This window comes from Campylobacter ornithocola (genome assembly GCF_013201605.1).
GTDB classification, from domain to species: Bacteria; Campylobacterota; Campylobacteria; order Campylobacterales; family Campylobacteraceae; genus Campylobacter_D; species Campylobacter_D ornithocola.
The window spans coordinates 595,871-609,218 of record NZ_CP053848.1 but is presented as its reverse complement, the minus strand read 5'-3'; the positions used below and the strand labels follow the sequence as shown (position 1 = coordinate 609,218).

Sequence of the window (13,348 nt, the reverse complement as noted above, 5' to 3'; positions counted from 1 at the left end):
ATTTTTAATATGATAAAATCAAACGCAAAAAGGCCTAAAATGGATCTACTTAACTCTTTAGCGCAGATACTAGGTGAAAAACAAGCCATTTTTATATATGGACTTATCATAGGTTTTTTACTTGGGCGTTTTTTTACAAAAGCGCAAAACAAAACGCAAATAACCACATTCCAAAGCACATGCAACGCTATTTTAAGAGTTAAAATACCCATCACTTTGGTATATAAAGATGGAATAGAACAAGCTCCAAAATGCGATTTTTTAAGAAAAGATGGCATTTGTACTAAAACAAAAGTCACTTGCCTTTACCTCCGAACTTTTGATGTAAAAAATGAGACAAAGAATAAATAAAAACTCCGATTAAAAATCCTATACTAAGACCCGAAAGCAAGTAGTTAATCACACTCATAAAACATCCTTAATTTTGTTAAAATTCTTTTGCCAAGCTAAGAAATACTTTATAAAGGATCTAATCATGACAAAAAATGAGATTGTTTTAGAATTAACTAAAAAACTATTAGAGTATCTCCCTCTTGATGTTACACAAGATGATGGGTGTACCAATAAACAACCACAAGATTTGGCAAAAGAATTATCAAACATATACAACACCATTTTTGAAACCATAAAATGTGATAATTAAATGCCACCAGCAACCACAATCGGTTTAACTTCAATGCTATTTTCATAAAAAGCATTCAACATTTTTAAAATCTTAGCTTGGTCACCTAAGTTATGCTTTCTCATGATTAAAAGTATTTCTTTTAAATCCATAGAAATATCTTCAATTCTTTTGTTTTGCTCTTTCACTCACACTCCTTTTTTGGTTTTCTTCCTCTTTTTGGTATATTTGTAAGATTAGAACGCACATCTACCCAAAACTCATGCGGAATTCCATATAACCTTTTAAACTCTATTTGTTTTTTAAAAGAAGGGCGTGTTTTATTAGTTCTAATTTTTTTAATACTTACCAATGAATAATGTTGTTTCATTAAATTAGTAAATTTCATAAAATCAATTTTTTTCATAGTTAAAGTATAGAATAAATATTCTTATATGAAAATTAAAAAGAATAGATATAAGGAACGATAATTGCATAGATAAAAGTGTATAATTTTTATACCAAAAAAAAGGAGATAGTTTGGCAAGAAAAGATAAAACTATAGATTATTTGTTTAATAAAGATAAATTTCAATTTTATTTAAGAAATAGAGAAAAAAAAATAACATATCAAAACTTAATAGAAATTTTATATAAACACGGCATAGAATATACAGAGCCTGGAATAAAAAAGTGGTTTGTGAAAAATGGTAGAACAGAGCCACCTATGGGAGTAATTAAAGTGATCTGTGATGAACTTAACATACCATTTGATGAAATTATCACGCAAGATATATTTAAAAACTACAATCAAATCGAATTTAAATACTATCCTGATGTTTCTGCTTCAGCTGGATATGGAGTTTTAGCACAAGATATAAATTATACTAGTATTTGTGTTGATGGAAGTTTTCTAAAAGAGATTTTAGACATTCCTATAAAAAAAAGCTACGATATTATAAAAATAAATGGCGATAGCATGGAGCCACTTTTAACACATGGAGATTTTGTTGTTATTGATAGAAGCAAAAATACTCTTGGCACTATATCGAGTGCTGATATAGTTATTTTTAGACAAGGCGAAGATCTATATTGTAAAAAAATTAAAAAAGAAGCTTTTTGCGATTTTATTTATTTAGTATCTGAAAACAAAGACTACAAAGAAGTTAAAATTAGCGATTTTGCACAGTGTGAAATCATAGGGGTGGTTGTATCAAAAATGACAGTTGAAACCTTTAAAAATTTTATAGAGTTTGTAAGATGAAGGAAGGTTTAAATAATTTTTAACTATTAATTTGTTATAATTCCAAAATTTTTTAAAGATATTAAGAAGTGTAGAAAGAGAAGAAGCAATGAAAGCAAAAGGTGTAGCTATAATTCCTGATGGAATTAAATTTGATGCAGAAACAAATGAATTTTTCGATGAATTAGAAGAGAAATTTTTTAAAGGGCAATTAAGTTTTCAAAAAATAAATACTCATTCAAAAGGAAGAGTAGTTCATGGTTCGGAAGTTAAACAAAAACAAAGAAGTTTTACCCAAAAAGAGAAAAATGAATTTTTAAGAAAATGTGGAATAAAAATTGGAATCTAAAGTTATCTTAAAATCAGAATATTATATCTTATACTATCAGTTTTTAGAATTAGACAAAAAATCTTTACTATATGGCAGAGATGATCAGCTTATACTAGCTTTCATGTTGTACTATAAGGCGTTAATTGAAAATAAAGAGGAAACTGTTAATAAAATAAAAGATAAAATGTCAGAAATGTTTTTAGAGCGCAATATGTCGCCTAGAGAAATTAATTTTGATACAAAAACAATATGTATTAAAAATAATTTAAATTTATATTCTGATTTTTTTTTAGAAGCTCTAGGGATGTTTAATAAATTTAGAAAAAAAATAGGTAAAAAAAATAGAGAGAATATAGCAAAAAAATTACTAAAAGATAGATTGCAATATTATAATTTTTTTGCATTAGATGTTAAAACAATAGTTTATGAAGAAAGAGATATTACGTATTTTCCATTGCAGGTGTTAAATGAATTTCATAACACGATGTCTCATTTATGTTGTGTTTTTATATCAACAGGAGCATCAGAAAATAACATTAAAAGAGCAGAAAATCATCTACGACGCGGTACTTTGGATTTATATAAAGTAATAATTAAGGATTTTTTTATAATAGTAAGCCAAGATGTTACTAAAGAACAAAATGATACTATTGAAAAAATAAAAAATGATATTATTAAAATAAGAGATTTAGAATATAAAACTATAGGAGTTGATAGAACAATGGAGAAGTTTTCTGAAAACAATAAACCTAAAAAGAATATTTTTCAAGAATACAAAAAAGTATGTAAAAAAATTATTAATTTTTTTTAATTAAACTCCATGAAAAAACTTATAATCTTACCACTGCTAGCAACTCTAGCCTTAGCTGATTACACACAATATGAACTGAGTGAAGATTTTGCAAAGTATTTTACTAAACAAAACTGCTCTCAGGTTCTAGATAAATTTTATTATATTAATTGCTATGATTATAACTACAAAGGCACTAAAGCAGTAGCTTATAAATTAGAAGCAGATAATCTAAAAGGCGAACAAATCAAAAAACGCCCGCGCTTTGAAGATGATACAAATATACCTAAAAAATATCGTACCACTTGGAGTGATTATAAAAATAGTGGTTATGATAGAGGACATACCCTTTCTAATGCCTCTATGAGAAAAACTACTCAAGCTCAAAGAAGTACATTCTTAATGAGTAATATTACTCCGCAAAATCCACAAATTAATCAAAAAGTATAGAATAAGATTGAAAAAAGAGAAAGGCAAATAGCTTTAAAGCTTGGAGAAATTGAAGTTTTAAATTTGGTTAATTATGATAGCAACCCTCAAAGAATAAAAAATCAAATTGCTATTCCAAACTCTTATATCAAGATTATAAAAGGTAATAATTTTAAAGAATGCTATAAAGTTCCAAATTATGAAGTGGAAAATGAGAATATAAAAAATTATAAGGTTGATTGTGGTAAAATTTTATTTTAAAAATACCTTTCTTTATTTTTAATAAGATATAATTGTAAATATTTTAATAAGGTAATACTTAATGCAAAAAATAATAATTAAAAATTTAGGACCCATACAAGAAGCAGAGATGATCTTAAAACCATTTGTAGTATTTATAGGAAAAAGCGGTAGTGGAAAAAGTGTAATTCTAAGAACCATTAGTATGCTAAAATGGCTATATAAACATGAATGGATGAAATCATTTTATGAGCCAAAATTACTTAACTCTATAAGTCAAGAAAAATTTAATGAATATCTAAAAGAATCCATGCTAGATACTTACATAGACAAAAGAACTGAAATTGCATTTATAGATGATAAAACTCCAGTAATAGAAATAAAAAATAAAGAAATAATTATACATCTAATAAAAAACAAAAATCCAATTGGAAAAATAGTATTTATAAATGATACTAGAAATTTTTTACCAGAATTGTTTACGCTTCCGGAGCAAAGAAAAATCAAATTATCGTATCATACAGATGATATGATAGCAAATTTTATTGAAAGTATCAACGAGCTAAAGAACTTCAAACTAAATACTATGAAAAATATAACATTTATTTCTGAAACAGAAGCAGATTTTAATAAGTATTATTTAAAATATAATGACATTAAAATACCATTTGAGCAATCAAGTTCTGGGGAGAAGAGCGCTAGCATATTGGAAATAATATGTAATTATTTTGCCCATGAATATAATATCGAACAAAAAAGTGTAAAAAAAATTATTCTTGAAAACATATTAAATAAATTTATTACAAATAAAAATAAAATACAAGAACAATACCGGAGCATTGAAGAAGAAATATTAAAACAAATTAATTTTCTTCAATTTCTTTTTTCTCAAAAAAACAAACCGACTTTAGAAATTTTTATAGAAGAACCGGAATCAAATTTATTTCCAATTAATCAAATGAATATGGCTTATTATCTCACAAGCCTTAGGAATGCAAAAAATAAACCGAATATTATGTTTTCAACTCATAGCCCATATATATTAACATCATTAAATAATATTTTATATGCTTCAATGGTTGAGCAAAAACTGCAAAATAATAAAAAAGATGATATTTATAAAATAATTGATAAAAAAAATATTATAGATTATAAAGACTTAGCAGTCTATAAAATAGAAGATGGAAAAGTTGAATCAATTATGGACAAAGAAACAAATCTAATTGATGCTGAATATATAGACACTGTGTCAGATAAAATAATGGATGATTATTATAAAATAGCAGAGTTGGATAAATGAAAAAAAATATATTAGAAGAAAAGTTTATAAATAAAGACGAGTGCTATAATAACACATTAGTATGTGAAGATAGTGTAAAATTAATACTTGAATGCAATGGAAGAGATTTTTATAAAATTTTAATTGATACAAAAGATATTAATAAATTAGAAAATAAACAATCAAGATGTGATTATCTTGTTGCTACAACTGATTTAAAAGATATAATTATATACACAGAATTAAAAGGTGGAGATTTAAAAACAGCTTATGAGCAAATACTAGCTATATATGAATTACTTAATGAAGATTTTGAAAAACGATATATAGCCATAGTACATACTGGAAATCCAAAAGCATCTACTATAAAACAAAAATATGAAAAAAAATTAAAAAAGAGTAATTTTGAACTACCCCCACTAACTTCAAGTAAAATTATAACGCTTAAATATAATCCAAATACTAAAACAATTAGCAAATAAAAAAATGGATACCAAATTATCCTCAATACCCCATCAACCTTTTATATCCATCACAACCAAGTTGATAACCGCCATCACAAGCTAAGCCATGATATTTTTTTGCTTGTTTAAAATCTATCCTTACACCTTTTCCATTTTCATAAAGCTCACCAACAGCTCCACAGCTTACACTATCTTTATATTTATCACATAAAAGTTTAAAATTTAAAAAAACTTGTCTCATAGTATCTGGTTTAAATAAAAGTGCAGTATTTCTTTTGCAAGCACAAGGCATATCTATTATATCAGATTGTAATTTATCATTATAATACAAAGGACACGCATAACCCTGATAAATGATAAAATCATTCATCTCTTTTAGTAGCTTTAGTGTCTTTATAGCTTTTGCATCACTAGTTTCACTCAAAACAAAATCTATCAATTCTGATGTTTTATTTCGACTATCTAAAGCTATCAAGCGATTAATTTCTTTATACTTTTTATCTTTATCCGCATTAAGAATTAAACCAACAAAAGTCATTATTTCAATAAAATTAAATATATTACTCTCAACTTTAAAATTTCCATCTATAGCAAAATTATTATAAATATATAAACAAGCTTCTTTATTCTTTTTATCATAGCAATCACTAAAAGATTTTTTGTATAGTTTTTCTTCTGAAAGATTAAAATTTTTGTTTTTATAACCAACGGCGTGTTTTTCTATATACGCAAGTGCTTCATTTTCTCTTTGCTCACATACATCAAACCCAAAAGCATATATACATACAAATAAAATCAGTAATTTTTTCAACAACAACCCTTTATTTTGCCTCTATTTTATACATAAAATTATATCATAAACATATTTTTAAAAAGTATAAAGTATATATTCTTTTTAATTTAATTTTAAGTATATTTATTATATTCTTTCTTCATCGAAACAAATGAAACCTAAGAAACAAAAAAAAGGATTTAAAATGTTAGTGATTAGATTAGATCTAAGAGAAGATTTAGAAAAAATGCTAGAGGTAGCTTTTGAAAGAAATTATTCAAAACATTACGCTTCTTTGGAAGAGTTTTTGGCTACTCTTTTAGAGCATTCAGTTAAGAACTTAATCACCAAAGAAGCGTTAGAGAACAAAGGGTTTGTTATTTCTCTAAAAGATTAGGAGTGTCAGTGAGTTCTTCTAAGTCTTTATCGTTTAGTCTTTTTTCAAGAATTGTGACTTTGCTTTCTAATTCATCAATTCTTAAAATAAGTTTGTTTAGTTGAGCTTTTAAGCTTTGTAATTCTTCCATAATTCGCCTTTCTAGAGTGAAATGGATTATAACAAATATAAGGATTTAAAATGTTAGATAGTTGCTACCTTGATTTAGAAAAAAGAGAAAGAGAAGCTGATACTCTAGCTAAAGAGCTTATGCATGATGAGAGTATGAGTGGTAAAAATCTTTTTTATCTTAAAGATTTGATAGAAGATTTTATAACAGATCTTGAGTGCAAAATGGAAGATTGGGAGTTTTCAACTTCTTTAGGAACTTACAAAGAAGAAGATATTAACTTTAAGATTTGGGATTTAATATCCAAAGTAAAGGAAACGCAAAAAACTTTAAATACTATTAAAGTTTAACAAAGTCTTTTACTAAAAAGACTTGATTAAGCTTTTGACTGCTTGGAAATTAAGCTTTACTACCTTGTTGATAGTTCTTATAGCAGAAGGGTTAGCAAGTTATCCAAAAACTTGGCTTAATATAAATGTTTATAGTGCTATTTTATGTTTTCTTGCACTTTAAAAATGACAGAAAACTAAGGGTTTAAGAAAAATTTTTGTATAATAACAATTGTATTAAGTATGGCTACTCTTTCGGTTTTTTAGAAAGGGGGTTATTGGTGAGCAAGATAATTGATTTTATAATTCTTATTTTAGAATTAATAAAAGAGATAATTAAGCTCGTTAATTATCTCATCTAAAATCCTTAGAGCATATTATATATATCCACGCTTAGTCTAAGCTTAATACAATTATAACACAATAACCGAAAGAGAGCGTGGCTTTCGGCTTTCTTAAACCCCTTTTTATACTCAAATGAGCGCAAAGATTTTTGTTTTGATTTTACATCACATTCATTAAGTTTTTTTCATTGCGATTACTCCTTAATTATAAACAATAAGACATATTTTTTCCTTTTTGCTTTGCGCTCATTTGAGTATAAAGATTTTGAAAGGAATATCAATGAGAGCAGAAGTAATAAACAAAAAGGCATACGTTCGTTTTGATGATTATGCAAATGAAGTCAGCGAATATAAAAAGAAAATAGTTTTATTAGAAGAAAAACTAAAAGAAGCTAAAGACTTATTTAAAAGTGAAAATAACTTAAGAATGGCTATAGAAGTTGAAAACATTAAACTATTAAGCTTATTAACAAAGGAACTTTGATGTTGTTATTTTTCAAAAAAGATGATGATTTAAAAATAAAGCTTTTCAAAGCCCAGCATCATATCAGGCTTAAAAACAAAGCAATAAATCAAAGCTTATTAGCTTTAGAAGAAAAAGAAAAAGAGCTTAGAAAACTTCACTCTTTTAAAATAAAAATACTTGATGAGTTAGGGCTTATAGCTATGGATAACGCTGAAGAATTAGCAATTAAAAAAATAAAAACACTAAAGGAGAAAACAAATGAAATATAAAATCATAGAATTAAAACAAGGCTCTAAAGAATGGCTTGAGTTTAGAAAAGGAAAAATCACAGCTAGTATAGTCGCCTCTTGCATTGGTGAAAAAGGTGCTTTTTTAAGCAAAGAAAAGGCAAAAGAACTTATACAAGGACTTTTTGAACCATATACCAATAAAGCCATGCAAAAAGGTAGAGAGTATGAGGAATTAATCAGAGCAAAAATGGAATTTATAATAGGAAAAGATATAACTCCTATTGTTATTCAAAGCTTAGAAAATGAGCTTTTTATGGCTTCTTTAGATGGTATAGATGATAAAAAAACAATATACGAGTTTAAATACTCAAGCAACAACGAAGAATACGAGCAAGTGTTAAAATTTAAAAAACCTAGCCCAAAATACTACGCTCAAGTCCAATTTCAACTTTTTGTAGGTGGTTTTGAAAAATGTGTTTTTGCAGTCTTAAATGAGAATGATGATTTGACTTATTGTGTGGTTAAAAGCGATAAGGAATATCAAGATTTTATGCTTAGAAAAATAGATGAGTTTATAAAAGATTATCTCGTTAATCAAAAAAGCGACTACAAAGAACTTGATGATACTCATGCAAAAGAATTGGCCTTAGAAATAATTAGACTTGAAAGCACAATGAAACCTATAAAAGAAAAACTAGAAGCTCTTAAAAAAGAATTTATAGAGCTAGCAAATGGTGAGAAAGTTAAATGCTTGGATATTAGTGTTTATCCGCAAAATAGAACAACAATTGATTATAAAGGCTTTTTAGATTTTACTAAATTAGAAATCCCAAAAGAGTATGTAAAACAAAGCACTTCAATGTGTTTAAAAATCAAAAAAGGAGCATAAAATGAGCCAATTAGCACTAACTGAAAAAAACATAGAAAATAATTTTAACTTTAATCCATATGAACTAGCACTCGTTAAAGGAGACTTATCAAAGTTAAGCGATGAAGAAAGAACTTCTTATGTAAAAAGTATTTGCGATAGTTTAGGCATCAATATGTTAACTAAGCCTTTTGAATACATTATGTTAGGTGGTAAATTAACCCTTTATGCAACAAAAACGGCAACAGATCAGTTAAGACAAATCCATAAAGTATCTATCACTAAAACAGAAGCTAATCAAATTGGAGATATTTATATGGTTACGGTTTATGCTAGCACTCCAGATGGTAGAACAGATTGCGACAGCGGAGCTTTAAATATTAAAAATTTGGGCGGAGATAACCTAGCAAATGCTTTAATGAAAGCCATAACTAAAGCTAAAAGGCGCGTTACTTTAAGTATTTGCGGTCTTGGAATGTTAGATGAGAGTGAATTAGATACTATCAAAGACTATAACAATACTAAAGCAACACTAATAAAAGATGAAGCAAATGAGCTAAAAAAACTTGGGCTTGAACTAAGAAAAACCTTAGAGGATATGGGCTTAAATAAAGAAGAACAAAATGCATTTATCAAAAACAACAATATCTTTACAAGAGAGAAAATAAAAGAATTGTTAGATGATAAAAATAAAATATTCGAACTTAAACAAGGACTAAAAAATGATACCAACATTTAAAGCAAATTATGAAGTGGCAAATTATCAGCCACTACTTGAATATTTAAACGAAGGTGGTTTATATAGTGGCTATTTTAGAAAAATATTCTTATATGATACTATCGGCAACACAGGCCATACAAATACTTTTGTAAAATGTGAATTTGTATGCCAAAAACACAATAAATTAGCTGATTTTAATTTATTTATTGCAAAGAATGGAGATTTTACATACACAACTTCAAAAGGCGAAAAGGAAAGCTACTTAGGCTTTAGACAACTTAACGCAATAATGCTATTTTTAGGTATAGAAGAACTTGATCTTAGCAAAAAAACAAAAGCAAATATCTACGGAAAAGAAACAGAAGCTACAAGTCTTGATGAGCTAACAAATAAAACTTTGCTTTTGGGTTTTGACACAGAAGAGTTTTTAAATAAAAACAATCAAGTTGAAAATAAAATAGTACTTAGTAGAATTTTTAACTCAAAACTACAAAGTCTTGATGAATTTAAAAACCAAAAAGAGCCAGTTGTATATAAAAACTTTAAAGCCAGACACAAAAAATTACCACAAGAGCAAAATGAGTTTCAAGTTCAAAGCATTTCATTTGACCCATATGCACAAAATTTTAATCAAAAACCTCAACAAATTCATACTTTAGATGCCACTTTAGAAGATGATGGTGAGCTTCCATTTTAAAGCAAATAAAAATGTTAAAAGAAAAAATTAACACAGCCATAGAACACGCAAGAGCTTTGGCTTTAATTAACAAAGAATGCTTAGAGTTGATTGATTATATGGAAGAGTGCGACGAAGATGAGTTAAGAGACAATTTAGCTGATTTGAAAAAATTCTTGATAAGAGCAAAAGAATTGTTGAAAGGATGAGAAGGTTTTTAAAACATATTAAAACATTCAAATCTACAAACTAAGAAGTTGTTTATAAAATACTTTTTGATAAAATTATCAAAGATAAAAAAAGGAAACCAATGGAAAACTTAGAAAAATATAGAAAAGAAATATTTAAAGATGAAACTTCAGCAGGTGATTAAGGAATTGTAAAAAAGGGGACATTATGGGAGATACAATTGAAAATGTAAATATAAGATTTACTATACAAAAAGATAATCCAATAGATATTAAAACTTTATCTAACGCATTATTAGCACTAAATAATTCTATAGATGAGTATATCTATATAACTCAAGGAACTAGCGGTATTAAAACAACTTTAAAATCAGTAGAAAAAGGAAGTGATGTTTTTAATCTTGTTGTATGTGGTGCTCTTATGTTTGGAGAATTACTACCAAATATAAATGCTTATTTTGAATTTTTTAACAATATTAAAAATATAGGTAAAAAAAGCATAGAAGAGATTAAAGAAGATAAAACATTAACTAAGAGTAATCTTGACAACTTAGAAAGCATTTTAGCCTTAGCAGAGCAAAAAGATTTAAATCTTAGTATTACTTATAATGATTATAAAGATTGTGTTGTTGTTAATCAGGAAAATAAAGACGCTTACAAACAAGGTATAGCCACAGCAAAACAAATTAAAAACTATGAAGATAAAGAACAAAAACACTTCCAAAATGTTTTAATAAGAATGAAAGAAGTTAAAGATAGCGAACGCATAGTAAAAGATAAGGCTATATGTGATGATATTGTTCCAAATAAAGCAATAAGCACGGAAATAGTAGATAAAGAAGCAAAAGAGCTTATCAATAAAAATCCATTCGATAATTACTACTTAGTAGATTTATCAGTGCATAAAATAGATGGTTTAGTTAAGCTTTATCGTATTACAGCATTACATAGCATTATACCAAAAGATACAAAGGAAAATTAATGGATGAAAAAGATTTTATTGAAATAAGTAAAAAATTTATGGATGAATATCCAACAAAATTTTTAAATCCAAATAAAGAAAAATATTACAAAAGATTTTACAAGTATTGTGAAAAAAATAATTTAGATATGAATAAAAATACAGCTTATGAGTGGCTTTTGAAAGAGGCTGAAGAAGATCATTATGATATTATGATTACAAATCCAAATGCAACAAAAAAAGATATAGAAAAGGATAAAAAGAAAATGGCAGAAGAGAAAGAAAGTAAGGGAAGCTATAATCTACAGATTAAAATTCCAAATGAATTAAAAGACAAATTAGAAAAAAAAGCAGAAAAAGCAGGAGTGTCTTTAAATCAATACATAATGTATCTTTTTATTGATGATATTAAAAACGAACGGATTTAAAATCCGAGCGTTAATTTAATATCAATACGACTTCATTATTTTTATAATAAAAAAATAATTAAATAATATTGATATATCATTTTTAATATAATATAATTTCAATAATAAAGTATTGAAAAAGGATTATATCATGAATGATTTAGTTTATATTTTAAATACCGATTTAGTTACAGACCAAAATAAAATTTCTACAATATCTAAGGTAGATACAAGTTCAATACAAAGACTTATAAGAACTTATAAGCAAGATTTAGAATGTTTTGGAAAATTAGACTTTTCATTTCAAAAAACGGCAAAAACAAATAAAAAAATTTACTATCTAAACGAACAACAAGCAACTCTACTTTTAACTTATATGAAAAATAGCGAAAGTGTTAGAAATGCTAAAAAAGTTTTAGTTTTTGCTTTTTATCAAATGAAAGAAAAACTTAAAAACCTAGAAGCTGAACAAATGCAAAAACTAGCTTTTAGACAGAGCTTAGGTTATAAATCTCAACTTAAACAGCAAAAGCTAAAATATGAAAATGAGATTAAAGCTTTAAAGTATGATTTAGAACATAAAAACGAGTTAAGCTTTAAAAGAAAACTTAGTGAAAAAGAACTTTTAGAGCTTAGGAAAATACTTGCTCGTGATTATAACATTCTTTGTATGAAAGAGTGGGAGTTTAGTCTATTTGCAGAAAAAATAGGAAAAAATGAAGTTTTTGAAGCTATCTTAAAAAGGCTAGAAAACAAATTATACTACTATAAAAACTACGATGATATAGAAAAATTTTATTCAAAACACCCATTCTTTAAAAAACAATTCTAAAGGAAATAAAATGGCTACAATTTATGACAAAAATGGAAATATTATTATAGAAAAAACTGAAATTAGTTTAAGCGAATTACTTGATTTTTGTAGAAAGCAAAAAATATCTTTAAAAAATGCTAATTTTAAAGAGCAAAATTTAACAGGCGTAGATTTTAATAGTTTAGATCTAATCGAGGCTGATTTCACTAATGCCATTTTACAATATTGCAATTTTCAATCAAGCATTATATCAAATGCTGTTTTTACAAATGCTGTTTTAAAAAACGCTTATATGCAAGATGTAATTGCAAATGAAACTAATTTTAAAAATTGCTCATTAGAAAACATTTTTTCAAATTCTGCTAGATTTATAGATTGTGATTTTAGCGGGGCTGATTTAAGAGAAAACAATTTCTTAAAAACAAGAATTACAAATCCATTTTTTAAAAATACTTTAATTTCAAATACCATAGGAGATATGGAAAACATATGCTCATTACAAGTAGAAAAATTTTCCATATCCTTTAATTCTCAAGATATAGCCATAGGTTGCAAACAAGAAAGCATATCATGGTGGAAAAATGTAAAAAATGAAGAGTTAAACGATGGTCGTGAAGATTATACGCAAGTATGGAGTGCATACAAAGACATTTTGTTTAAAATCATCAATATAAAATACAATATTTAAAG

At 26.4% G+C, this 13,348-nt stretch carries 23 protein-coding genes and 1 pseudogene; 20 read left to right on the top strand and 4 right to left on the bottom strand.

The features are described 5' to 3' along the window. Window positions 1–9 precede the first annotated feature (9 nt). Entirely contained in the window at window positions 10–351 is a 342-nt protein-coding gene (locus tag CORN_RS03250) for a hypothetical protein (protein WP_245162304.1), read from the top strand. 124 nt (window positions 352–475) lie between these two features. Then, on the top strand, window positions 476–643 hold the full coding sequence (locus tag CORN_RS03245) for a hypothetical protein (RefSeq protein WP_158005131.1): 168 nt from the start codon (window positions 476–478) through the stop codon (window positions 641–643). On the opposite strand, the gene CORN_RS03240 is transcribed toward CORN_RS03245, so the two are convergent. Together CORN_RS03240 and CORN_RS03235 are read right to left on the bottom strand one after the other, a co-directional pair. Continuing rightward, a complete protein-coding gene (locus CORN_RS03240; protein ID WP_158005132.1) occupies window positions 640–810 on the bottom strand; it encodes a hypothetical protein in 171 nt (56 codons plus the stop codon). The two genes, CORN_RS03245 and CORN_RS03240, sit on opposite strands and share 4 nt — an antisense overlap. Then, complete coding sequence (locus CORN_RS03235) at window positions 807–1,028, bottom strand: hypothetical protein (protein WP_039625743.1); 222 nt, start codon at window positions 1,026–1,028, stop codon at window positions 807–809. Before CORN_RS03235 ends, CORN_RS03240 begins: the two co-directional genes overlap by 4 nt. Window positions 1,029–1,141: 113 nt before the next feature. On the opposite strand from CORN_RS03235, the gene CORN_RS03230 reads away from it, so the two are divergent. The 6 genes and pseudogenes from CORN_RS03230 to CORN_RS03205 all read left to right on the top strand — a co-directional run bounded on the left by CORN_RS03230 (window position 1,142) and on the right by CORN_RS03205 (window position 5,394). Beyond that, on the top strand, window positions 1,142–1,864 hold the full coding sequence (locus CORN_RS03230) for a S24 family peptidase (protein WP_094750328.1): 723 nt from the start codon (window positions 1,142–1,144) through the stop codon (window positions 1,862–1,864). A gap of 88 nt (window positions 1,865–1,952) precedes the next feature. Further along, entirely contained in the window at window positions 1,953–2,192 is a 240-nt protein-coding gene (locus CORN_RS03225) for a hypothetical protein (protein WP_044780045.1), read from the top strand. Then, window positions 2,182–2,985, top strand: coding sequence for a hypothetical protein (locus CORN_RS03220; RefSeq protein WP_066008555.1), 804 nt, complete (start codon window positions 2,182–2,184; stop codon window positions 2,983–2,985). Before CORN_RS03225 ends, CORN_RS03220 begins: the two co-directional genes overlap by 11 nt. A gap of 9 nt (window positions 2,986–2,994) precedes the next feature. Beyond that, window positions 2,995–3,654, top strand: a pseudogene (locus CORN_RS03215) (DNA/RNA non-specific endonuclease). Window positions 3,655–3,715: 61 nt separating this feature from the next. Next, window positions 3,716–4,933, top strand: coding sequence for an AAA family ATPase (locus CORN_RS03210; protein ID WP_066008556.1), 1,218 nt, complete (start codon window positions 3,716–3,718; stop codon window positions 4,931–4,933). After that, on the top strand, window positions 4,930–5,394 hold the full coding sequence (locus CORN_RS03205) for a hypothetical protein (protein WP_066008557.1): 465 nt from the start codon (window positions 4,930–4,932) through the stop codon (window positions 5,392–5,394). The genes CORN_RS03210 and CORN_RS03205 overlap by 4 nt, the downstream gene beginning before the upstream one ends. 22 nt (window positions 5,395–5,416) lie before the next feature. Here the strand turns inward: CORN_RS03205 and CORN_RS03200 are convergent, their stop codons facing one another. Continuing rightward, window positions 5,417–6,187, bottom strand: a complete 771-nt coding sequence (locus CORN_RS03200; RefSeq protein ID WP_066008558.1) for an SEL1-like repeat protein — start codon at window positions 6,185–6,187, stop codon at window positions 5,417–5,419. Window positions 6,188–6,353: 166 nt separating this feature from the next. Here CORN_RS03200 and CORN_RS03195 point away from each other — a divergent pair, with 166 nt between their 5' ends. Next, the gene (locus CORN_RS03195; RefSeq protein WP_066008559.1) at window positions 6,354–6,545 is read left to right on the top strand and encodes a hypothetical protein; all 192 of its coding nucleotides are present in this window, start codon (window positions 6,354–6,356) and stop codon (window positions 6,543–6,545) included. On the opposite strand, the gene CORN_RS03190 is transcribed toward CORN_RS03195, so the two are convergent. After that, window positions 6,526–6,675 carry a hypothetical protein gene (locus CORN_RS03190; RefSeq protein ID WP_167348867.1) on the bottom strand — a complete coding sequence of 50 codons (150 nt, stop codon included), beginning with the start codon at window positions 6,673–6,675 and terminating at the stop codon, window positions 6,526–6,528. The two genes, CORN_RS03195 and CORN_RS03190, sit on opposite strands and share 20 nt — an antisense overlap. A 50-nt stretch (window positions 6,676–6,725) precedes the next feature. On the opposite strand from CORN_RS03190, the gene CORN_RS03185 reads away from it, so the two are divergent. The 11 genes from CORN_RS03185 to CORN_RS03135 all read left to right on the top strand — a co-directional run bounded on the left by CORN_RS03185 (window position 6,726) and on the right by CORN_RS03135 (window position 13,346). After that, window positions 6,726–7,004 (top strand): hypothetical protein, encoded by a 279-nt coding sequence (locus tag CORN_RS03185; RefSeq protein WP_066008560.1) that lies wholly within the window; start codon window positions 6,726–6,728, stop codon window positions 7,002–7,004. 603 nt (window positions 7,005–7,607) lie between these two features. Next, window positions 7,608–7,811 carry a hypothetical protein gene (locus CORN_RS03180; RefSeq protein WP_039625728.1) on the top strand — a complete coding sequence of 68 codons (204 nt, stop codon included), beginning with the start codon at window positions 7,608–7,610 and terminating at the stop codon, window positions 7,809–7,811. Continuing rightward, window positions 7,811–8,062 (top strand): hypothetical protein, encoded by a 252-nt coding sequence (locus CORN_RS03175; RefSeq protein ID WP_047208136.1) that lies wholly within the window; start codon window positions 7,811–7,813, stop codon window positions 8,060–8,062. Before CORN_RS03180 ends, CORN_RS03175 begins: the two co-directional genes overlap by 1 nt. Then, a complete protein-coding gene (locus tag CORN_RS03170) occupies window positions 8,052–8,912 on the top strand; it encodes a lambda-exonuclease family protein (protein ID WP_066008561.1) in 861 nt (286 codons plus the stop codon). Before CORN_RS03175 ends, CORN_RS03170 begins: the two co-directional genes overlap by 11 nt. 1 nt (window position 8,913) lies before the next feature. Beyond that, a complete protein-coding gene (locus CORN_RS03165) occupies window positions 8,914–9,630 on the top strand; it encodes a hypothetical protein (RefSeq protein WP_066008562.1) in 717 nt (238 codons plus the stop codon). Beyond that, the gene (locus CORN_RS03160) at window positions 9,614–10,309 is read left to right on the top strand and encodes a hypothetical protein (protein ID WP_066008563.1); all 696 of its coding nucleotides are present in this window, start codon (window positions 9,614–9,616) and stop codon (window positions 10,307–10,309) included. Before CORN_RS03165 ends, CORN_RS03160 begins: the two co-directional genes overlap by 17 nt. A gap of 11 nt (window positions 10,310–10,320) precedes the next feature. Continuing rightward, the gene (locus tag CORN_RS03155; RefSeq protein WP_158005133.1) at window positions 10,321–10,497 is read left to right on the top strand and encodes a hypothetical protein; all 177 of its coding nucleotides are present in this window, start codon (window positions 10,321–10,323) and stop codon (window positions 10,495–10,497) included. A 187-nt stretch (window positions 10,498–10,684) separates the two neighbouring features. Continuing rightward, window positions 10,685–11,458 (top strand): hypothetical protein, encoded by a 774-nt coding sequence (locus tag CORN_RS03150; RefSeq protein ID WP_066008564.1) that lies wholly within the window; start codon window positions 10,685–10,687, stop codon window positions 11,456–11,458. Further along, window positions 11,458–11,865: a toxin-antitoxin system HicB family antitoxin gene (locus CORN_RS08450; protein WP_066008565.1), complete on the top strand. Its 408-nt coding sequence runs from the start codon at window positions 11,458–11,460 to the stop codon at window positions 11,863–11,865. Before CORN_RS03150 ends, CORN_RS08450 begins: the two co-directional genes overlap by 1 nt. Window positions 11,866–11,995: 130 nt before the next feature. Continuing rightward, window positions 11,996–12,676, top strand: coding sequence for a Rha family transcriptional regulator (locus tag CORN_RS03140; RefSeq protein ID WP_066008566.1), 681 nt, complete (start codon window positions 11,996–11,998; stop codon window positions 12,674–12,676). Window positions 12,677–12,686: 10 nt separating this feature from the next. Continuing rightward, complete coding sequence (locus tag CORN_RS03135; RefSeq protein WP_066008567.1) at window positions 12,687–13,346, top strand: pentapeptide repeat-containing protein; 660 nt, start codon at window positions 12,687–12,689, stop codon at window positions 13,344–13,346. Window positions 13,347–13,348 lie beyond the last annotated feature (2 nt).